The organism is Cupriavidus sp. 86D6 (genome assembly GCF_057815095.1).
In genome coordinates this window covers 299,551-321,382 of the sequence record NZ_JBYPSB010000005.1, presented here as the reverse complement: position 1 = coordinate 321,382, position 21,832 = coordinate 299,551, and the positions used below count along the sequence as shown (strand labels likewise).

Here is a 21,832-nt window from a genome sequence, read left to right as displayed (position 1 = left end):
ATGCGTCGCGTGCATCACTGCGCGCCGTAGTGCTCCGCCATGAAATCGATGAAGGCGCGCGCACGGGGCGTCAGGTGCCGGGTCTGCGGATAGAGCGCGTAGTAGTGGCTGGCCCCCGCGTGGTACTGCGGCAGCACACGCACCAGACCGCCACGCGCCAGTTCGCTGCGCGCCGTGCGCTCGGTGAAGGCCGCGATGCCGGCGCCGGCCAGCGCCGCCGCATACAGCGCGGTGATCGCATCTGCAGCCAGCGCGCCGCGCACGGCCACCCGTTCGGTCTGGCCTTTGGCATCGGTCAGTTGCCAGGTATCGGGCGCTGCGGCGAATGCCAGCAACCGGTGGCGGGCCAGATCGCTGGCGTTCACCGGCAGGCCCGCTGTGGCCAGGTAGGCCGGTGACGCCACCAGGACCGTATCGGACCTGGCCAGACGCCTGGCCATCAGACTGCTGTCGGCGAGCGGTGCGCTGCAGATGCGCAGCGCCATGTCGAAACGCTCGGCCACCAGGTCGACAAACTGGTCACTGCACGACAGTTCCAGCCGGATCTCCGGATAGCGCGCACGAAACGCAGGCAGCCAGTCCTGCAGTTCGAGCGTGCCGATGGCCAGCGGCACCGTCACGCGCAGCGGCCCGCACAGTTGCGCGCCTTCACCCGTCATCGCCATGTTCATGGCGTCGATGCGCGTGAGGATATCGGCGCAGTGGCGGTGGTAGCGTTCGCCGGCGTCCGTCAACGCGAAGCGCCGCGTGTTGCGGTTCAGCAGCTGCACGCCCATGCTGGCTTCCAGTTGCTTGAGCTGCCGGGACACGGTGGAGTGGGACAGGTCGAGCCGCTCCGCCGCCGCCGAGAATCCCCTGGCCTCGACGATGGCGCGAAAGACACGCATGGCAAGCAGCTGGTCCATGAAAATGCCGTCCCCCAAAAGCAGAAACGCCCCACGGGGCGTTCCAGGATAGTGTCAGCGCAGCGGCAGATGCGTGATGGCTGCAGTGGTCATTACATCGCCGAAGGTGTCTTCGATCTCCGCAAGCGCGGCATCATGCAGCGCATCCTTGCCGATCGTACGGCCATCGGCGCGCGTGATGGCGCGCGTGGCCGAGGCGTCGGATGCTACCACAACGTGAAACCCGAGCGGCACCGCGTCGCGCGCAGCGCCTGCCACGCAGGCATGGGTCATCAGGCCCGCCAGCACGATGGTTTTGATGCCCATTGCCTTGAGGCGGCGCTCCAGGTCCGTGCTGGCAAACACGCTCACGGTTTCCTTGCGCAGCACGACGTCCTGCTGGCGCGGCGCCATGCCGGGCTGGAAGTCCACCGTCTGGCCATCCTCGGCAAAGACGGCGGCGCCGGCCGGCGCGATGTGCTGGATCTGGAAGACGGGAATGCGGTGGCGATCGGCAAACGCAAGCAGGCGCTGCGCGTTTTCCATCGCGCGCTGGCCATCGGGAATCGGCATCCGGCCGGAGAAGTACTCCTTCTGGAAGTCGATGACGACCAGCGCCGTGCTGCGCGGATCGAGATGCTCGACAGGCTTGGCACCCAGCATCGCACGGATGCCCGGGTGGGCGTTGTCGGGCGCCGCGTGGACGGCACCGCCGGCAGATGCCGCAAGCGACAGGCTCACGGTGGCCAGGCGGAAGCAACGCAACAGGGTCAGGGTCATGACAGGCTCCTCAATGAATCGAGGCGCCAGTCTAGGTTTGCACGGGTGGCCTGTTCAACGCCATGCGCCGCACAGCATTTGTGCGGCGCATGCACAGGTGCGCGGTGCCACGCCGGTGGCACCGGCGTCGATCAGGTCAGGCGCCGTCGAGGTAGACGTTGCGTCGGCCCAGGCGACTGCCGAGGGCGTCCGGCGGCAGGCTCATGCTGGCGGGGTCGACGGCGCCCGGCGCAGGTGCCATGGTCGCGACACCCGGCGCCGGCGGCACGCCCATCTGCACGGTTTCCATCGAACCCTGGGCGTAGGGATTGGCGGCGGGCTGCTGCTGCGCGACGCCAACGGGTGCGGCCGGTGCGGCCGGCGCTGCGTAGCCCGTGGACGCGGCAGGGGCAACAGGCGCGCCCGGCGCTGCCTGGGTGGCGGGCATCGGCTGGGCCTGCTGGGCTGGGGCCAACTGCTGCGCGAGCAGTGGGTACGACGCGATCAGTGCGCCAGCCATCAACAGGGATTTCGCCAGATGTTGCTTCATTCGTGTACCTCCAGAAAAAGCCTACAGACTTGGGAACGCCCACTGTAGCGTCGAGGCACCTGACAAAGTGTTCCGTTTTGCAACTGTCATTAACGAGGCTTGCGGCCGACATTCATGCGCGGTATTTGCGCGCGCGTGCATCGGCCGCCACCTGGCGTGGGTCGCGTGCGGCGGCACGATCAGGGCGGCGTCATGACCGTCACGCGCAGGTAGGTCGCCGGAATCTCGGTGACGTCGGGCTTGCCACTCCGGTTTTGCGCGTTGAACAGCGCCTCGAGTTCGCGCTGTAGATCGTCGCGCTTGCCGTTCGCCTCTGCGGCGGCAAACGCGTTCATGGTCGGGCCGTAGAAATCACGGAACGTCGCCAGGAAGTCAGAGGGCTTGCCGGCGTACCAGAAGACATAGGTGTCGCGGTCAAAGCCGATGTTCTCCGGCGGCACGCCTGCGGCGCCGAATCGCTCGGTCACGATGATCTCGTGGCCCCACAGCATCGGGCTGATAAACCCTTCCGGCGGTGGCGGCGAATAGGCCATGCTGATCTTCAGCACCTGCGCGACCAGCGTGGGATCGTTCGGAATCCAGTTGCCCATCACGATGCGCCCGCCGGGCTTGGCCACGCGCACCATCTCGCTGGCCACCTCCGCCGGCTTGGGCGCGAACATGGCGCCGAACATGCTGACGACCAGGTCGAAGGTGTGATCCGGCAGGTCCGTCAGCGCGCAGGCATCGCCCTCCTGGAAGCGCAGGTTCCCGAGCCCCGCTTCCTGCGCGCGCCGGTTGCCGGCGGCCACCAGGTTGCTGGCGATATCGACGCCCAGGACGTCGGCCCCGCGCTTCGCTTCGGGCAGTGCGGTGGTGCCGTCCCCGCAAGCCAGGTCCAGCACCTTCATGCCGGGCGCGACGCCCAGCCGCGCCACCAGTTCGTCGCCACTCTCGCGCATGGTCGCCGCCAGCCGCGTGAAGTCGCCCTTTTCCCACAGCGCCTTGTTCGGATTCATCGGGTGCCCCCTTGTTGCCATGTCGTTGGATCGTTGCCCGTGCCGATACCGTCGGCACACGGCACCCGCGTTGCGGGTTCTGGTTTTGTAGTGCATGGGACAGTGGCGGGCAATGGGACCGAAGCCCCGCGCGACGGACAAGACACCCGGGGGACCGGGCGGTCACCGCACAGCCAGATGCGCGCGGGCGTACACGTCGCTCAGTGCGGCGCGACTGGCGCGGTAGGTCTGCAACACCCAGTCCGCGTACAACGCGGCCACCAGGCTGCTCCGCTGCGGCCAGCGCACCACATCGGCGGCCAGCGCGCCGGCACGGGCACCCGATTCCAGCGCAAAGCGCAGGCCGTCGCCGGTAGCCGGATCGAGATAGCCGGCGGCATCGCCGCAAACGAAGTACCCCGCGCCTGCGGCCTGCCGCAGATGCCGCCAACGGCGGCACTCGCGCCAGATCCGGCCAACGGGCCGCATGCCGGGAGGCCATGCCACGCTGGCGTCGCGCGTGCCGCACAGCGCCGTCCAGATGCAGCCCTGCGGGGTGGCGTGCCGCCACAGCCATCCGCCGGGGCCAATCACGAATTGCGTACCCGGTGCGCTGGCCTGCTCCGCAACCAGCACACCAAAGCCGCGCTGCAGCCACCAGGCCCGCGAGTCGATGCCTTCCGGCAGGCCCAGGCAGCGGCGCAGCCAGCCGTTCACGCCGGACGCGTCGATCACGACGTATGCGCCGGCAGCAAGGCCTCGGCCGGACATGCCTTCCACACCCCTCACGCGATGGCCGGCCACAACCGGCCGCAACATGGCCGCGGGCATGACCTGGTAGTCAGTTCCGGCACGCACCGCCGCCTCGCGCAGACCGCGATCGAGCTGCGCACGATCGACGGCACGGCCTCGCTGTGCAGGAACGGTAGTTTCGTGCCCTGCATGGTCGAGCCAGATGTCGGACCGGGCAGCCAATGCAGGTGAGATCGCATCCAGGAGCCGCAACGCCCCTTCGGACGCGCATTCCGGCACCGCCCGCGTACGGCCGGCGCCCACCATCGTCGCCGGGTAGCCGGCTCGGGCCGCCGCAATGGCCGCCGCGCATCCCGCGGGACCGTCGCCGATCACCAGCACGCCACCATTGCGCATGATTGGTCAGTACAGCGCCAGTGCTTGCGGGCCCGGCGGCCGGCGCCGCACCGCGCCGATCAGGCCCGCCGGGGTGGCATCGCATTGCAGCGCCTCGGCATACGGCACGCGCAGCCGCCCGGGTTCATGCTGGCGGGGCACGGCGCTGGCATCGGCGGGAAGCACGAACACGAAGCGATAGACGATATCGGCGGCGCCATCGTGGGCAAGTGCGGGAGCGGCGTCCAGCCTGCGCGCCGACACCAGCCACAACCGCGTGTGCGACGGCACCTGCCCGTTGTCGCACGCCGCCACCGCGTGGCGCAGCGCACTGATCCGGCGAATCAGCTCGGCCGAGTCGACATGCTCGAACGCACCGAACAGCATCTGGCCACGCAACGCATTGGCCACGTAATCCGAACGATGGATGTCGGCGTAGTCCACCTCGCCCGCCGGGGTCAGGTACGGGCCGTACTCCCCGTCCCAGCCCGGCCGTGCCGCCCCGCCATGCGCCAGCGGATGCGACGGGTGATAGCCCAGTTCGTCATCGAGCATCGGCAGCGCCGTGGGGGCATCGGCGCGACGGAACGTGCGCGACGCATCCGGGCTTAGCGCCGGCCAGAAGCTGTTCGACGCCGCGCACAGCTTGATGTCCTCCGCAAACGGGCTGCCCAGCCCGAACGTGGCCAGATAGATGCCACCCCATCCGCCGGCATAGGTCACATCCCAGCCCGGCGCGAACACGCTGGACGATGCATCGGACAGGAACGACACCATGCGCGGCACATGCATGCCGTCTGCCTGCGGTGCCTGCCCGCGTGGCGCCAGGCTGAACGACACCGGCATGGTGGTCTCGCCGGGCGCAAACGCCCGCGCCCCGCTGAACGGGTCCCGGTGCATGGGATTGGCGGGCAGCCGTTCCGCACTGAGCGACAGCGGCGATCCGCTGCGAAATTGCGACTTCGGGTCGATGTTCTGCTCGCGGAACCACCGTTGCAACTCCGCCTGGTCGGCGTAGGGATAGAAATCGGGCGCGGCCACCACGGAATAGGCCGGAAACACATGGCGGCGCGGCCATTGCGCCACGCGCACGCTGACCGCCCCTTCCGCGCAGTGGTCCAGGAACAGCTGTGCGTGATAGCCGCCCTGCTTGACTTCGGCCAGGAACTGGTCGCGGTCCGACGGCTCCGCGCACATGTCGCGATAGGTGGCCCCGTCGTCTTGCCAGCGGTGTCGGATATTGATGTACTCGGGGGCGTTGCGAGGCTCCGGATAGCGCAGGAACGCCGGGGCGAAATGCGGGATATATCGCTCGCGCAACGCGTTGATGCCCTCCAGGAACAGCTTGAACAGGTCCGAGAAAATGCGCTGGGTGGTGAAGCGCCGGTTGACCACCGGCACCACGCGCCATTGCGCCGGCACGCGGAAGCCCCGAATCCTGAAATGCTCAGGCGTCAGGGGCTCGATCAACGGCAACGCCCCCGGCATCAACCACACGGAATCGCCCTTGCGCACCAGCGCGATCGGCGGTGCCGTGGAGCCCGGCTCCGGCGCGGCGCTCTGCGCGGCATCCGGGAAGCGCCACGACTGCGAATACGGCGGATCGGCCAGCACGGCTTTGGGCTCCGGCTTCACGCCCCAGCGCGCCTGCACGGCGCGGCGCAGCTTGTCGCCAACGTGATGGTGGCCAAATTCCAGCGTCAGGTCCTGCCCCGGCACGCAACCGCTGGCAAACAGCTTGCGCACGGGCACCAGGAACTCGCGCGCTGCGTCGCCCTCGCGTTCGCCTTCGACCAGGCTCAGCGCGCCGGCACCGCGCGTCCTGCGCACCAGGAATGCCGCGTAGTGGGCGGGCAGCACGCGTACGTGGTCCGGGTGCCCCGCCACGGTCGGCACGTGGCTGCGCGTGCGGGGGTCGTAGCTCGATTCGGTGTCGCCGTTGCGCGCGATGCCGAGCCGCGAGAAGACCAGGTCTGCGTGCTGCTGGTGCCCGGTGCGGCGTGCCGGCCGATATTGGCAGGCCAGCACCGCGATATCGAGCGATGCCCAGTCGCCGGGCAACGGCGCGCGCGAATAGATGTAGTTTTCCAGCAGGTCCAGGTCGGCCAGCTCGACTCCCATATCCAGCGTCGGGCACTCCGCCAGCGCCAGCATGTGATAGAGCAGGCTGCGCGCGGGGTCCCCCGGCTCCACGGCACGCTGCGTGGCACGGCTAAGTTCGGCCACGCGCGGGTCCGACCAGTCGATCCGCAGCGGACGTTCGAGGATGTCGGCGGTGTCGTCGGCCGATCGGACCATGGACAGGTCCAGGCCATGCCGCAGCAGCGCCTGTTTCCACGGCGCCGACAATCGCAGCACCCAGGCATGCATCGCTTCGACGGGCATCGCGCACCTCCCCCCGACAGCTGGCGGCGTGCCCGCATGCGCGGGGCGCGCGCTTTCATCGGATTTCCATCCGTATTCCATCGCATTGATGTCTGGCGGGTACGCGTTGGCCTTTAGGCCTAGACGTACCGTTGCCGCCTCGCGATGGCGGGCGACATTGACTAATATAGGTGATCGCAGCAGCAAGAGAATCGGGCTTGCGCTTGCGTTTGCGACCAGGGGCCATGTCATGCTGACGCGCAGAACCTTTCTACTCGGCGGTGCGGCGGCGGGCGCGCTGGTGGTGGGATGGACGTTGCTGCGGCCCGAGGACCGTCTCGACGCCGACCTGCCGCCGCCCGCCACCACCGGCGATGCGCGCCTGAACGGCTGGGTCGTGATCGGCGCCGACAACCACGTGACCATCGTCATGAGCAAGGCCGAAATGGGCCAGGGCGTGCATACCGGCGCCGCCATGCTGCTGGCCGAGGAACTCGATGCCGACTGGTCGCAGGTGCGCGTGGAGCAGTCCGCCATCGCACCGCTCTACGTCAATCACGAAAACCTGCCGCGCAGCCTGCCGTTCCGTCCCGACGACGACGGCGCGCTGGCCCATATCAGCGAATACCTGGCCCGGCGCGGCGCGCGCCTGCTGGGGTCGATGGTGACCGGCGGATCGACCAGCATCGTGGACCTGTGGCAGCCGATGCGCGAAGCAGGCGCCTCCGCGCGCGCCATGTTGTGCGGCGCGGCCGCGCGCCGCTGGGATGTGCCCGCGGAACAGTGCCAGGCCCGCTCCGGACGCGTGTTCCACGCGGCATCGGGGCGTTCGGCCAGCTTTGGCGAACTGGCCACGGACGCGCGCGACGTGCCCCATCCCGCCCATCTCACGCTTAAGGACCCGAAGACGTTCACGCTGATCGGCAAGCGCCTGGGCCGTATCGAGGCAAAGGCCAGGCTCGATGGCACCGCGCGCTTCGGCATCGACGCGTTGCCCGACCACCTGCTCTATGCGAGCGTGCTGATGTGCCCGACCCTCGGCGGCACCGTGCGCAAGTTCGACGTGAACAGGGTGATGCACAAGATCGGCGTAAAGGGGTTCTATCCGATCGATGCCTACCACGGCGGCACGGGGGGCGTGGCAGCGATCGCCGAGAATCCGTTCCTCGCCATGCGCGCGCTGTGCGAATTGCCGGTCGAATGGGATCACGGGCCGGCCGCGGGTCTGAACACCGAAGACGTGCGCGCGGCGCTGACCCGTGCGCTGGAATCCGGCAGCGGCGGCCACACGTTCTATCGTACCGGCGACGCCGAAGCGGCGCTCAAGCGCGGCAAGGTGCTGGAAATGCGCTACGAGGTGCCCTACCTCGCGCATGGCGCGCTGGAGCCGGTCAACTGCACGGTGCAGGTGGACGGCGGCAAGGCCCAGGTGTGGGTGTCCACACAGGTGCCGATGGCCGCGCGCAAGGCGGTGGCAAACATGCTGGGCCTGAGCGTCGATGACGTGCAGCTCCACCAGCTACTGCTGGGCGGCGCGTTCGGGCGACGGCTCGAAATCGACTTCATCGTGCAGGCCGCCGCCATCGCACGGCACGCTTCGCCCAACCCGGTGCAGACCATCTGGTCGCGCCCGCAGGATATGACGCATGATTTCTACCGGCCCGCCTGCATGGCGGTCTGCCGCGGCACGCTGGACGCCGATGGGCGGCTTGTGGGGTGGGAAAGCGTCACGGCCAGCCAGTCGATCGCCGAACAGGCGCTGCCGCGCGCGTTCGGCAAGCCGCGCTTCCTGACCCGGTTGCTGCCCGATGCCACCATGGCCGAGGGCGCGTTCGACCAGCCCTACGCGTGCCCCAACATGCGGGTGCACCACCATCGCGTCGAACTGCCCGTGCCCGTCGGCTACTGGCGCTCCGTCGGCCATTCGCACCAGGCGTTCTTCGTCGAGTGCTTTCTCGACGAGATGGCGGCGGCGGCTGGCAAGGACCCGATCGCATTCCGGCTGGCACTGCTCACGCAGCCGGCGCACCGGCGCCACGTACGCGTGCTGGAGACGCTGCGCGAGCGCGCCGCATGGCGCGGACCCGCGCAATGGACGGACCGCGATGGCGTGACCTTCGCACGCGGCATGGCGATGCACGAATCGTTCGGCAGCGTGGTAGCCCAGGTGGCCGAGGTGGCGGAGGTCGAGCGACAGGGCGCGCCGGCCGAGCGTGATTTCCGCGTGACGCGGGTGGTCTGCGTGATCGACTGCGGCCGCCCCATCAATCCGAACCTGGTGGAGCAACAGATGGAAAGCGGCATCGTGTTCGGGCTGTCGGCCGCGCTGCAACAGGCCATCACGTTGCGCAACGGGCAGGTGCAACAGCACTACTTTCCCGACTTCCCGATCATCGACATGGAGACCTGTCCCGTCATCGAGACCTATGTGCTGGACAGCGACGCGGCGCCAGAAGGCGTGGGGGAATCCGCCACCCCGCCCATCGCGCCCGCCGTGGCCAACGCCTTGTTCGCGCTGACCGGGCAGCGCCACCGCAGGCTGCCGCTACAGGCGACACCTGCCGTACCGGAGGGCAACGACCCATGGTGTCAGTCCGTCTCAACGGCAAGACCGTAGACCTGAAATCCGCCACCGACACGCCGCTGCTCTGGGCGCTGCGCTGCGAGCAGCGCCTGACCGGCACCAAGTTCGGGTGCGGCATCGGCGTGTGCGGCGCGTGCACGGTCTTGCTCGACAACCGTGCCACGCCGGCATGCCAGCTGCTGCTGAAGGATCTGCGCGGTGCGCGCATCACCACGGTCGAAGGCCTGCAAGGCCCGGTCGCGCAGGCCCTGCGCGCGGCGTGGATCGAATTCGATGTGGTGCAGTGCGGCTACTGCCAGAGCGGTCAGCTGGTGGCGGCCGCGGCGCTGCTGGCCCGCTGCCCGGTGCCGACAGACCTGCAGATCGATATGGCGATGCGAGGCATCGTCTGCCGCTGTGGCACGTTTCCGCGCATCCGCAAGGCCATCCACAAGGCAGCCGCCATGTGCCGGCGCGGCTGAGCGGCTGGCGCCGGAAGCGTCAGCGGCCGCGCCGCGCGTTGGCCACGCGGGCTGCCGGCTCGGCGGATTCGGCCAGCGTCAGTTCCACCACACGCAGCACTTCCCGGGCCGTGTTTTCCGAATGCTCGCGCAGGATGCCCGCCAGGCGCGGACGCCCCGGTTCGTGCAGCGCGGTCATGATGGCCTCGTGTTCCTCGTGCGATTCCTGCCAGCGCATCAGGTCGGCATTCGCCGCGCCGCGCGCACGATGCACCTTGCTCATCAGCGTGGCATAGATGCCCGACAGCACGGCGTTGTCGGCGCTGTCGACAATCATCTGGTGGATTTCCTGGTTGATGCGGAAGTAGTCGGTGCGGCGCCCGGCATCGTGGGCGTCGACCATGGCTCGATGCTTGCGTTCGATCTTCGCCAGCGCCGCATCGTCGAGCCGTTGCGCGGCCAGATCGCCCGCGTGGGCCTCAAGCCCGTGCAGCGTCTCGAAGGTGGCGCGCAGTTCGTCAAGGTCGAGCGGTGCCACGCGATAGCCGATGTACTGGCGATGGAGCACCAGCCCTTCGGACACCAGCACCTTGAGCGCCTCGCGCAACGGCGTCTTCGATACGTCGAACGCGTCGCAGAAGGCCTTCTCGTCGATGCGCACGCCGGGCGGCAACTCGCCCTCCTGGATCATCGTGCGCAGCCGCGCCGCGATTTCGGCCGACATGCCCAGTGTGCGCAGGCGGGCGGTTTTAGGAAGCACTTGTGTCACGAACGTCACCAGAATAGGGAATCTGCACCAGTCCGAAGATTAGCACACCCAGATTGGTGCTTACCCTATGTCTATATAAATCAACAACTTATCAGCGTTGTAATTACAGATTACGTATCCTATACTCCGTTCCAGTTGCGCGACACCCAAACAGAAACGCCTCGAAAACGCAGCACCCCAGGAGCAAGGAGACCCCCGTCATGTCAACCACAAGCCAGGCCGCCACGATGACGGCCCCGCGCAGCAGCGTCCGCTGGAAGATCTTCCTGATGATGCTGTTCCTCATCGCCATCAACTACATCGACCGTGCGTCGCTGTCGGTGGCGATGCCGCTGATCGCCAAGGAATTCGACCTGAGCCCCACCATGCAGGGTATGGTCCTGAGCGCGTTCTTCTGGACCTATGCGCTGATGCAGGTGCCGGGCGGCATGCTGGCCGACAAGTACAAGCCGCGCATCGTGATTGCCTGCGCCACCGTGTTCTGGGGCGCTTTCCAGGCACTGGCCGCCGTTTGCACCAACACCACCGCCCTGCTGCTGACCCGCCTGGGCCTGGGCGCCGCCGAAGCGCCGATCTACCCGGCGGGCGGCAAGCTCAACGCGATCTGGATGACGCAGAACGAACGCGGCCGCGGCGCCACGCTGCTCGATGGCGGCGCGCCGCTGGGCGCGGCGCTCGGCGCGATCATCATCACCTGGCTGATTTCCTCGCTCGGCTCGTGGCGCCTGGCCTTCGTGGTCGCCGGTGTCGGTACCGTCATCGCCGGTGTCGTGGCCTGGTGGTACATCCGCAATTCGCCGCGCGAACACGCTGGCGTCAATGAACTGGAAGCGAGCTATCTCGAAGAAGCCCACGCCACCGAACACCGCGCCGAGCCGGCCAACCTGTCGGGCCGCTCGCTCGATTTCTTCAAGTACCGCTCGGTCTGGTGCATGGCCATTGGCTGGATGTGCTTCAACACCGTCTTCTACGGCCTGCTGACCTGGATGCCGAACTACCTGAACAAGGTGCATGGCTTCGACATCAAGGCCATGGGCGGCGCCAGCTTCATCATTTTCTTCAGCGGCTTCATCGGCGAACTGATCGGCGGCTGGATTGCCGACAAGTGGAAGGAAGCCGGCGGCCGGCCCAACGTGGTCATGCGCACGCTGTTCGGCATTGCCGCCGTGGTGGCCACGGTGTCGATCTTCTCGGTGGCCTATGTGACCAACCCCGTGGTGGTCGTGGCCCTGCTCTCGTCCACGCTGTTCTTCCTGCGCTGGTGCGGCCTGTTCTGGTGCATCCCGTCGATCCTGGGCACCCGCAACAAGATCGGCTTCCTGGGCGGCGTGATGAACCTTGGCGGCAATATCGGCGGCATCAGCGTGCCGATCATCGTCGGCATGATCGTGCAGTACACCGGCTCGTACTTCCTGGCGCTGATGTTCTTCGCGGCTGCCGGCGTGGGCCTGCTGCTGGCGTCCACGGCCATCGACTACGAAAAGAAGATCCCGGTCTGACGACCCGCTTCGCACCGCCGATCCACAATCCGGCTGGAGGAGACACCCATGACACAACTCAACCCGATCCTGGCTGCGGCGCTGCTGGCCTTCGGCGCACCGCTCGCGCAGGCTGCCCCGGCCACGGCCGGTGGCATCCCCACGGCGCAGCCCGAAGCGGTCGGCGTCGATTCCGCGCGGCTGGTGGCGCTGTCCGAATGGATTCGCCGCGACAAGCTCGACGTGCGCAGCCTGCTTGTCATCAAGGACGGCAAGCTCGTGTTCGAACGCTACAGCGAAGGCCTCGGACGCGACTACAACCACGAGCTGTATTCGGTGACCAAGTTCATCAGCGCGCTGCTGGTAGGCACGCTGGTCGGTGACGGCAGGCTCGCCGCCACCGACACCCCGGCGCCGCGCCTGGCGGCGGCACGCCCGGACCTTGCACCGGCGCTGGCCGACAAGCAGCAAATCCAGCTGCGCCATCTGATGTCGATGTCGAGCGGCCTGTCGTACAAGCTCGTCGAGGGCACCGACACGCTCTACTACGGCGTGCCGGACCGCCTGAAGGTGGCCGCCTCCGCCAGCGTGCGCACCACGCCAGGCACCGAGTTCGACTACATCGACGTCAACCCGGTGCTGGTCGGCGCCACGGTCAGCCAGGTCACCGGCATGCCCGAACAGCAATATGCGGCCAAGCGGCTGTTCGAACCGCTCGGCATGTCCCACTACCGCTGGGACGGCGCCGATGGCAAGGGCGCCGTCTCCGGCGGCTGGGGCCTGCGGCTTCGCTCGATCGACATGGCGCGGCTTGGCATGCTGATGCTGAACCAGGGCCGCTGGAACGGCCAGCAGATCGTGCCGGCGTCCTGGGTGGCGCAGATGACCACCCCGTCCGGCCCGGCAAGCGACTACGGCTACTACTGCTGGGTCAACAACATCGTGAAGGGCGAGCGCGAGTTCAGCGCCATGGGCTACAAGGGCCAGTTCATCACGGTGCTGCCCAAACAGAACGCGGTGATCGTCATGAACAGCATCATGTCGACGCAGGGCGGACTGCGCGACGCAAAATACCTGGACCTGTATCGTCAGATGGTCAACGATTACATGCTGCCGGCATTGCAGGCCGGCGCCACCGTCAAGCCGGACGCAGCGCGTCAGGCCGCGTTGAAGGAGGAGCTGGAGCTGGCACGCACCACCCAGGGCGTGCCCGGCACCCAGCTCGCCTTCAACGACAAACCCGAACAATAAGACCAACATCCAATCCCGAGGCGCCGCGCCCAGACGGTGCCCGAATACTCTTGAGAACCAACCATGAGCAAGCAGATTCGTCTTGGCATGCTGACGCCATCTTCCAACACTGCGCTGGAGCCCATTACCAGCGCGATGGTCAGCGGCCTGCCCAACGTCAGCGCGCATTTCTCGCGCTTCACGGTCACGGAGATTTCGCTGCGTGACCAGGCGCTGGGCCAGTTCGACCTGGAAAAGATCCTGGGCGCGGCCCGCCTGCTGGCCGATGCGCGCGTCGATGTGATCGCGTGGAACGGCACGTCTTCGGGCTGGCTCGGCTTCGATCGCGACCAGGCCCTGTGCAAGCAGATCACCGAGGCCACCGGCATCCCGGCCACTACCTCGGTGCTGGCGCTGAACGAGATCCTGGAAAAAACCGGCGCCCGCCGCTTCGGCCTGGCCACGCCCTACCTGAACGACGTGCAGCAGCGCATCGTCGCCAACTACCAGCGCAGCGGCTTCGATTGCGCGGCGGAACGCCATCTGGACCTGCACGTGAACTACAGCTTCGCCGAAGTCGAGGAAGACACCATCCGCAAGATGGTGCGCGAGCTGGCCGGCCAGAACGTGCAGGCCATCAGCACGTTCTGCACCAACCTGCGCGCCGCGCACCTGGCCGAGGAACTGGAGGCCGAGACCGGCATCCCGTTGTACGACACGATCTCGACCGTGGTGTGGAAGTCGCTGCGGCTGGCTGGCGTGGATACCAGCGCCCTGAAGGGCTGGGGCTGTCTGTTCCGCGAAGTCGCGTAACGCCGAGCAAACCGGAGTGTGATGATCATGCCTGCAGACAACAATCTTGACCTCGTGATCCGCAATGCCGACGTGGTCACCGCTTCCGACCGCTTTCGCTGCGACATCGGTGTACGCGGCGGCAAGATCGTGGTCCTTGGCCACGGCCTGCCCGCCGCACGGCAGGAAGTCGACGCCGCAGGGCTGCTGGCGCTGCCCGGCGGTGTCGATGGCCACTGCCACCTGGACCAGCCCATGCCCGACGGCATGCGCATGGCCGACGATTTCTTCACCGGCACGCGCGCGGCCGTGTGCGGCGGCACCACCACGGTGATCCCGTTCGCGGCGCAGGAAAAAGGCGCGTCGCTGAAGGCCGCCGTGGCCGACTACCACCGCCGGGCCGACGGCCGCGCCGTGATCGACTACGCATTCCACCTGATCGTGGCCGACCCCACGCCGGCCATGCTGCAGGACGAACTGCCGTCGCTGATCCGTCAGGGCTACAGTTCGTTCAAGGTCTACATGACCTACGACGACTTGAAGCTTTCCGACCGCGAGATGCTCGAAGTGCTGGACGTCGCGCGCCAGAACCAGGCCCTGGTGATGGTGCATGCGGAGAATGCCGACTGCATCTCGTGGCTGACCGACAAGCTGACCGGCGAAGGGCGCATCGCGCCGCGCTTCCACGGACTGGCCCGCCCGGCCGTGGTCGAGCGCGAAGCCACCCACCGTGCGATCTCGTTCGCCGAACTGGTCGACGTGCCGATCCTGATCGTGCACGTGTCCGGCAAGGAAGCCATCGAGCAGATCCGCTGGGCGCAGGGCCGCGGCCTGAAGATCCTGGCCGAGACCTGCCCGCAGTACCTGTACCTGACCGCCGAAGACATGGGCCTGCCCGGAGACGACGGCTACGAAGGCGCCAAGTGCATCTGCAGCCCGCCGCCGCGCGACCCGGAAAACCAGGCCGCCGTCTGGCGGGCGCTGGCCAACGGCGTGTTCAGCGTATTCTCGTCGGACCACGCGCCGTTCAACTACGACGACCCCGAAGGCAAGAAGCTTGGCGGCGTGGCCCAGCCGTTCGACCATATCCCGAACGGCGTGCCCGGCATCGAGACCCGCCTGCCGCTGCTGTTCGATGGCGTGCAGCGCGGCAAGCTGTCGCTCCACCAGTTCGTCGAACTGACGTCGTACCGTCCGGCCAGGATCTACGGCCTGTACCCCCGCAAGGGCACCATCGCCGTGGGCGCCGATGCCGACATCGTGCTCTGGGACCCGGCGCGCAAGGTCCGCATCGCCAACAGCAACCTGCACCACGCGGTGGATTACACACCGTACGAAGGCATCGAAGTCACCGGCTGGCCGATGACCACGTTCTCGCGCGGCGAGATGATCGTGCGCAACGGCGAATACCTGGAGCCGGCCGCAGGACGCGGCAAGTTCCTCGAAGCGGGCCAACCCGAACTGTGAGCGCCATGAACCTCCTGATCGTCAATCCCAATATCAGCGCGTCGGTCACCGACCTGATCCACGCGGAAGCACAGCGCACTGCGTCGCCGGACACTCGCATCACGATGGCCACGGCGGCTTTCGGCGTGGCCTATATCGAGACCCGCTTCGAGGCGCTGGTGGGCGGCTACGCCACGGCGTGCGCCGCTGCCGAGCACGCGGGCAGCTTCGACGGCCTGATCGTCGCCGCGTTCGGCGACCCGGGGCTGGCCGGCCTCAAGGAACTGTTCGACGTACCGGTCGTCGGCATGACCGAAGCGGCGCTGGCCAGCGCCTGCCTGCTGGGACAGCGCTTCTCGATTATCGCGATCTCGCACCGCATCGAGGCCTGGTATCGCGAATGCGTGGCCGCGAACGGCCTGGCATCGCGGCTGGCCAGCATCCGGTCGCTGCAGACGCCGCTGCGCGACATCGGCAGCGTGCAGGAAGACCACGCGGCCCGGCTGGACGAGATGAGCCTGCAGGCCGTGCGCGAAGACGGGGCCGACGTGATCATCGTGGCCGGCGCCCCGCTGGCCGGACTGGCGCGTTCACTGCAAGGCAGGATTCCGGTGCCGGTGGTCGATGGCGTCAGCAGCGCGGTGCGGCATTGCGAATCGCTGGTGGCGCTGCGCGCCGGCAGCGCCCGCGAAGGCAGCTTCGCGCGGCCGCCGCAGAAGGCCAACGCGGGCCTGCCCCCCGCCCTGGCTCGCCTGCTGGCGTAGTCCCCGCCGCCCGCTTGCGCGAACCCGGTGGCCGCGGACGCCTGGCGCCGGAGCACCTCCGGTCACGGCGACTCGAACCGCGACTGCTCGTGCAATGCCAGCCGCAGCTTCTGCTGCGCCTCCAGCGCATTGACCATGGCCGTGCGCGCCGCGAGCGTGGTCTCGGTCAGCCCCCGCCGCACCACCAGCAACTGGCCGATGCCGATCTCGCCGGCCGCATAGGCACGTGCGGCGCGATCGGCGGCGCTCTGGTCGAGCGTCAGCGCCGCCTGCTGCGCGCGCGCAGCCTGCTCCAGCCCCGCCACCGATCTGGCCAGCACATCGAACTCTGCCCCGGCGGTCTGTTCCACGGCCGCACGGCGCCGTGCGGCGGCTTCGGCGTCGGCCGCCGCCGCCACCGCGACGGATCGCCGATGCGCGGACCCCAGCGGCATCGAGATCGACAAACCCGCAATGCGCTCCGCGCCGCCCCGCTCGACCGTGACGAAGGCCCCCACCGTCGGATCGGGCTTGCGCTCCAGGTCCGACCGGCGCGCGGCACGGCTGGCTACCGCCTCATCGGCAATGGCCAGCCGCACCGCATGGCTGACGTCGAGATAGCGGGCCCGCGCGCCCTCGCCAAGCAGGTCGGCGGCAACCGCTGGCGGCAGCGTGGCAATCTGCGCGCCGGCCGGCATGGCGGCGGGCAGGCCCAGCGCCGGAAAACGCGCCCGCAGTTCGGCTTCCGCCGCGCCCTGGGCGGCCCTGGCGCCGGCCAGCGCCGCTTCGGCACGCGCCTGTTCGGCCTGCACGATTTCCAGGTCCATCGGCGCGGCATCGCTGGCGCGCACACGCTTGCCCGTTGACACGACCAGGTCGGCGGCCAGCGCCGCACTGCGCGTCATGGCGGCCGTGGCCTGGCGTGCGCGCAGCACGTTGAACCACAGCGCCAGCATCTGCCTGGACGTTTCGTGCAGCGCGTCGTCCAGCGCGATATCGCCCTGGTCGATCGTGGCATCGGCCAGCGCCGCGTCCGCATCGGACTTGCCCCACAGGCGCAGCGGCCGCTCGATGGCGACCTGCCCTTCCGCGAAGTTGTCGGACGGGTCGCGCACATGGCGACGCTGCCCCGTGGCCCGCACCACGAACTCGGCCGTGCCGGCGCGAATGCCGCTGGCCCGCGCGCTGGCACCGTCGCGGCGCGCCCTGGCTGCCGCCACGTCCGGCGCGGCATCTAGCGCGGCGCGCACCGATTCGGGCGCCGGCAGATAGCCGTCCTCGCTTACGGCAAGGGTCGCCGATGCCGGGGCTTCCGTGGCACAGGCGCACGCCGCCCACCATCCGGCAACCAGCACGATGCCAAGCGTCAGTTTCAGGTCATGCGTCTTCATTGTTCCAGCCCTCCCACCGCCGTAACCGGGGCATTGGCTTGCGCGGCGCGCTTCGGCATGCCGAAGCGTTCAAACAGCAGCGGCAACAGCAGCAGCGTCAGCGCGGTGGAAGTCACCAGCCCGCCCGACACCACGATGGCCAGCGGACGCTGGATCTCCGAGCCCGGCCCACTGGCCAGCAACAGCGGAATCATGCCGAGCGCCGTGATGCAAGCCGTCATCAGCACCGGACGCAGGCGATCCCTCACGCCGCGCCGCACCGCGCCGTGGATGTCGAGCCCCTCCTCCAGCAGCGCGTTGAAGTGCGACACCAGTACCACGCCGTTGAGCACGGCAATGCCCAGCAGCGCGATAAAGCCGACCGATGCCGGCACCGACAGGTACTCGCCCGAGATCCGCAGCGCAGCAATGCCGCCGACCAGCGCGAACGGGATGTTGCCGATCACCAGCAGCGCCTGCCGCACCGAGCGGAACGTCAGCATCAGCAGCAGAAAGATGGCCGACAGCGCCAGCGGCACCACCAGCCCCAGGCGCGCGGCCGCGCGCTGCTGGTTCTCGAACTGGCCGCCCCAGACAATGCGCAGGTCCTTCGGCATGCCGGGCAGCGCGGCCACCGCCGCACGGGCATCCTCGACGAACCCGGTCAGATCGCGTCCATCGACGTTGACCTGCACGATGCCGAAGCGCGCGCCGTTCTCGTGGTTGATGCGCACCGGCCCGTCCACGCGCCGCACCGTTGCCAGCGACGTCAGCGGCCAGGTCTTGCCGTCCGGCGCCGTCACCATCAGGCTCGTGAAGCTTTCGGGGGTCTGCCGCAGCGCGTCGCTGCCGCGCAGCAGCAGCGGCGTGCGCACCACGCCTTCGGGCACGATGCCGATGCGTTCGCCCTCCACCTGCGCACGCAGCAGCGCCTGCAGCGCATCGCCGGACAGGCCGGCGCGGCCCAGCGCGGCCCGGTCCACGGCCAGCGTCAGGTACTGCACGCCGTCGTTGCTGGCGGCGATCACCTCGGCGGCGCCCGGCACCTTTCGCATCTGCTCGGCAATCGCGGCGGACGCATGGTTGATGGCCGCCAGATCGTTGCCGAACACCTTGATGGCCACGTCGCCGCGCGTGCCGGTCATCATCTCGGCAATCCGCATCTCGATGGGCTGGGTAAAGCTGTACATCACGCCCGGAAATTGCTCCATGACCTTGCGGATGTCGGCGGCGATGTCCTCCTTGGTGCCCCGCCATTCGGATTTCGGCTTCAGCACCAGGAACGCGTCGGTCTCGTTCAGGCCCATCGGGTCCAGGCCCAGGTCATCCGACCCCATGCGCGCGACAATGGACCGGATCTCGGGCACCGCCTCGAGCAGCGCCGCCTGCACGCGCCGGTCGATGTCGAGCGATGTCTCCAGCGACACCGACGGCGCGCGTTGCATCTGCACGATCAGGTCGCCCTCGTCCATCGACGGCATGAACGCCTTGCCCACCGATGCATAGAGCGCCACCGCCAGCAGCAGCGCCGCGCCGGCCGCGCCGAACACCACGCGGGCGCGACGCTGGCTCCAGACCTGCAGCCGGTCAAAGCGTGCGGACACCCAGCGCATCAGGAACGGCGCGTGCCCGTCATGCGCGCGCAGCAGCAGCGATGCCAGCGCCGGCACCACGGTCAGCGCGATCACCACGGACGCGCCCAGCGCCAGCACGATCGTCAGGGCGACGGGGCCGAACAGCTTGCCCTCCAGCCCTTCGAGCGACAGCAGCGGCAGGAATACGATGGCGATGATCGACACGCCGGCCAGCATCGGCACCGCCACGCTCGACACCGCATGCCGGATGATGGCGGGCCGCAGGGCCGGATCGGTATGCCGCGCATGCGCGCGCGTGAGCCCCGATTCGATGTTCTCGACTACCACCACGGCCGCGTCGACCAGCATGCCCAGCGCGATGGCCAGGCCGCCCAGGCTCATGAGGTTGGCCGTCAGGCCCACGTAACGCATCATCAGGAAGGTGGCCAGCAGCGACAGCGGCAACGTGGCTGCCACTACCAGCGCCGCCCGCAGGCCGCCCAGGAACAGGTACAGCGTGACGATCACCAGCAGGCTGGCCTCGACCAGCGCGCGCACCACGGTGTTTGCCGCGCGCGATACCAGTTCGCCCCGGTCGTAGAACACCTTCGTGCTCATGCCCCTGGGCAGGGTGGGCGCCAGTTCGTCGAGCTTGTCCTGCACGGCCTTGACGACCCTGGACGCATCGGCGCCGCGCAAGGCCAGCACCAGCCCCTGCACCGCCTCGCCCTTGCCGTCCATCGACACCGCGCCGTTGCGCGTGGTGGAACCCAGCCGCACGGTCGCCACGTCGGCCACGGTGACCTGGGCCGCCTGCGCCGCATCGGCGCCCGCCGGCACGACGATGCGCCGCAGGTCGTCCAGCCCGCGCACGCCGCCTTCCACGCGCACCACCCAGGTTTCGTCGCCCTGCTCCACGCGCCCCGCGCCATCGTTGCGGTTGTTGCTTTCCAGCGCCTGGCGCAACTGCTCCAGCGTCACGCCCCGCGCGCGCAGCCGGGCCGGATCGGGAATCACCTCGTAGCTGCGTACTTCGCCGCCCAGCGCATTGACGTCAGCCACGCCGCTGACGGTACGTAGCGCCGGGCGGATCACCCAGTCCAGCACCTGGCGGCGCTCGGCCAGCGTGTGGGTATCGCTTTCGAGCGTGAACATGAACATCTCGCCCAGCGGCGTGGTGATCGGCGCCAGGCCGCCCACCGCGTTGTCGGGCAGGTCCCGCATCAGGCCGGACAGCCGTTCGGTCACCTGCTGGCGGGCCCAGTACGGGTCCACGCCCTCCTCGAAGTCGACGGTCACGTCGCTGAGCCCGTACTTCGACACCGACCGTACGATGGTCTTCTGCGGGATGCCCAGCAGTTCCTGCTCGATCGGCGTGGACACGCGCTGCTCTACCTCCTCGGGCGTCATGCCGGGGATCTTGAGGATGACCTTGACCTGCGTCGGCGCGATATCCGGGAAGGCATCGATTGGCAGGTTGGCATACGCCCAGACGCCGGCACATGCGAGCACGGCGGCCGCGATCAGCACCAGCACGCGCTGGCGCAAGGCCGCATCAACGATTCTGTCCAGCATCATTGGCCTCCGAGGAGCATGCCTTTGAGCGCGCCGATGCCCGTGACGGCCACCCTGGCGTTGGCCGGCAGCACGCCACGCACCGTGGCAAAGGCATCGTCCGTGGCATCGACCGTCACCGGGTAATAGGCCACGCCGTCCTTGACGGCCACGAACACCCCTGGCTTGCCTTGCGTGTAGGTCAGCGCGGCCACCGGCACCCGCAGGCGGACGCCGGACTGACCGGATAGCCCGGTTGCGCCGCCAGTGGCCTCGCCCAGGTGGATGACAACGCCGACGCTCTCGCCAGCCTGCAGGCTGCCGCGCGCGTCAAGTGTGGCCCGGATACGCACCGCGCCAGTCCCGTCGCTGGACGGCACCACGCCCGCCACCTTGCCGGCCGCGCCACGCTGGCGGACTTCCACGCGCTCGCCGCCCCGGATCGTGGGCACGTCGCGGCCCACCAGCAGGTCAAGCTCCAGCGCATCGGGATCGACGATGCGGAACAGCGGCGCCGAGGCATCGACGCGCGTGCCCGGCACCGCGTGGATCTCCGCAACCAGCCCGTCGCGCCCCGCCACCATGCGCGCGTCGCCACGCGGGCCTACGCCGATGCCGGCGGCCGCCATTTCGGCCTCGCGCGCCCGCACGGCTGCGGCGGCCTCGCGGGCGCGCGCCTGGGTGGTCTCCCAGCGGCTGCCGGCAATGATGCCGTCGTCGTGCAACTGGCGGTCGCGCTTGAGTGCAAGCTGGGACAGCTCTGCCTGCGAACGGGCCTCGGCCAGCGCACGGCTGGCCTCGAACATCTGCGGGCTGGCAAACAGCGCCAGCGGCTGGCCCTTCTTCACGGACTGGCCGATGGCAACCAGCACTTGCGACACCATGCCCGGATATGGCGCGGCCACCACAAACTGCGCATCGGGACGCAGCACCACGCGCGCGGTGGCGCCGATTTCCATATGCGTGGCGTTCTCGGCAGCCGCGAAGCGGATGCCCAGCGCCTGGGCCTGGGCGGCGCTGAGCGCCAGCGTACGTGCCTGGACGGGGGCGATACAGGTCAGCGCCGACACCGCAAATGCGGCCAGCGCCAGACGACGACGGAAAGACATTCCTGACTCCGAATCAATGCGAGTGAAAGCCGCACGCCGCAGGTCGCGGGCGTGCAAGGGCACCGGGTAGGCCCGGTGGGT

Annotated in this window: 17 protein-coding genes; 7 read left to right on the top strand and 10 right to left on the bottom strand. The window is 68.6% G+C overall.

The genetic code is table 11. The features are described from left to right. Positions 1–14 precede the first annotated feature (14 nt). The 6 genes from AC3G88_RS14845 to AC3G88_RS14820 form a co-directional block, all read right to left on the bottom strand. On the bottom strand, positions 15–905 hold the full coding sequence (locus AC3G88_RS14845; protein ID WP_488771989.1) for a LysR family transcriptional regulator: 891 nt from the start codon (positions 903–905) through the stop codon (positions 15–17). Between the two features lie 54 nt (positions 906–959). Beyond that, entirely contained in the window at positions 960–1,664 is a 705-nt protein-coding gene (locus AC3G88_RS14840) for a cysteine hydrolase family protein (RefSeq protein ID WP_488771990.1), read from the bottom strand. Between the two features lie 136 nt (positions 1,665–1,800). After that, positions 1,801–2,193 (bottom strand): hypothetical protein, encoded by a 393-nt coding sequence (locus tag AC3G88_RS14835; RefSeq protein ID WP_488771991.1) that lies wholly within the window; start codon positions 2,191–2,193, stop codon positions 1,801–1,803. A gap of 179 nt (positions 2,194–2,372) precedes the next feature. Then, positions 2,373–3,191, bottom strand: a complete 819-nt coding sequence (locus AC3G88_RS14830) for a class I SAM-dependent methyltransferase (RefSeq protein ID WP_488771992.1) — start codon at positions 3,189–3,191, stop codon at positions 2,373–2,375. A gap of 162 nt (positions 3,192–3,353) precedes the next feature. Then, a complete protein-coding gene (locus AC3G88_RS14825; RefSeq protein ID WP_488771993.1) occupies positions 3,354–4,319 on the bottom strand; it encodes an NAD(P)/FAD-dependent oxidoreductase in 966 nt (321 codons plus the stop codon). Between the two features lie 6 nt (positions 4,320–4,325). After that, positions 4,326–6,683: a hypothetical protein gene (locus tag AC3G88_RS14820; RefSeq protein WP_488771994.1), complete on the bottom strand. Its 2,358-nt coding sequence runs from the start codon at positions 6,681–6,683 to the stop codon at positions 4,326–4,328. A 229-nt stretch (positions 6,684–6,912) separates the two neighbouring features. Here AC3G88_RS14820 and AC3G88_RS14815 point away from each other — a divergent pair, with 229 nt between their 5' ends. Then, positions 6,913–9,279 (top strand): xanthine dehydrogenase family protein molybdopterin-binding subunit, encoded by a 2,367-nt coding sequence (locus AC3G88_RS14815; RefSeq protein WP_488771995.1) that lies wholly within the window; start codon positions 6,913–6,915, stop codon positions 9,277–9,279. Then, positions 9,246–9,707 carry a (2Fe-2S)-binding protein gene (locus AC3G88_RS14810; protein ID WP_487522286.1) on the top strand — a complete coding sequence of 154 codons (462 nt, stop codon included), beginning with the start codon at positions 9,246–9,248 and terminating at the stop codon, positions 9,705–9,707. The genes AC3G88_RS14815 and AC3G88_RS14810 overlap by 34 nt, the downstream gene beginning before the upstream one ends. Before the next feature lie 19 nt (positions 9,708–9,726). Here the strand turns inward: AC3G88_RS14810 and AC3G88_RS14805 are convergent, their stop codons facing one another. Then, entirely contained in the window at positions 9,727–10,410 is a 684-nt protein-coding gene (locus AC3G88_RS14805; protein WP_488772367.1) for a GntR family transcriptional regulator, read from the bottom strand. Between the two features lie 245 nt (positions 10,411–10,655). Here AC3G88_RS14805 and AC3G88_RS14800 point away from each other — a divergent pair, with 245 nt between their 5' ends. The 5 genes from AC3G88_RS14800 (at position 10,656) to AC3G88_RS14780 (ending at position 16,165) form a co-directional block, all read left to right on the top strand. Next, positions 10,656–11,954 (top strand): MFS transporter, encoded by a 1,299-nt coding sequence (locus AC3G88_RS14800; RefSeq protein WP_153945934.1) that lies wholly within the window; start codon positions 10,656–10,658, stop codon positions 11,952–11,954. Between the two features lie 48 nt (positions 11,955–12,002). Further along, entirely contained in the window at positions 12,003–13,184 is a 1,182-nt protein-coding gene (locus tag AC3G88_RS14795) for a serine hydrolase domain-containing protein (protein WP_488771998.1), read from the top strand. Between the two features lie 63 nt (positions 13,185–13,247). Continuing rightward, positions 13,248–13,976 carry a maleate cis-trans isomerase family protein gene (locus tag AC3G88_RS14790; protein ID WP_488771999.1) on the top strand — a complete coding sequence of 243 codons (729 nt, stop codon included), beginning with the start codon at positions 13,248–13,250 and terminating at the stop codon, positions 13,974–13,976. Positions 13,977–14,003: 27 nt separating this feature from the next. Continuing rightward, positions 14,004–15,422, top strand: a complete 1,419-nt coding sequence (gene hydA / locus AC3G88_RS14785) for a dihydropyrimidinase (RefSeq protein WP_488893464.1) — start codon at positions 14,004–14,006, stop codon at positions 15,420–15,422. 5 nt (positions 15,423–15,427) lie between these two features. Further along, on the top strand, positions 15,428–16,165 hold the full coding sequence (locus AC3G88_RS14780; RefSeq protein ID WP_488772002.1) for an aspartate/glutamate racemase family protein: 738 nt from the start codon (positions 15,428–15,430) through the stop codon (positions 16,163–16,165). Positions 16,166–16,227: 62 nt separating this feature from the next. On the opposite strand, the gene AC3G88_RS14775 is transcribed toward AC3G88_RS14780, so the two are convergent. The 3 genes from AC3G88_RS14775 to AC3G88_RS14765 are packed head-to-tail and all read right to left on the bottom strand — an operon-like array spanning position 16,228 to position 21,751. Next, positions 16,228–17,535: a TolC family protein gene (locus tag AC3G88_RS14775; protein WP_488772003.1), complete on the bottom strand. Its 1,308-nt coding sequence runs from the start codon at positions 17,533–17,535 to the stop codon at positions 16,228–16,230. Next, a complete protein-coding gene (locus AC3G88_RS14770) occupies positions 17,532–20,663 on the bottom strand; it encodes an efflux RND transporter permease subunit (protein ID WP_488772004.1) in 3,132 nt (1,043 codons plus the stop codon). Before AC3G88_RS14770 ends, AC3G88_RS14775 begins: the two co-directional genes overlap by 4 nt. Continuing rightward, positions 20,663–21,751: an efflux RND transporter periplasmic adaptor subunit gene (locus tag AC3G88_RS14765; protein WP_488772005.1), complete on the bottom strand. Its 1,089-nt coding sequence runs from the start codon at positions 21,749–21,751 to the stop codon at positions 20,663–20,665. Before AC3G88_RS14765 ends, AC3G88_RS14770 begins: the two co-directional genes overlap by 1 nt. Positions 21,752–21,832: the final 81 nt, after the last annotated feature.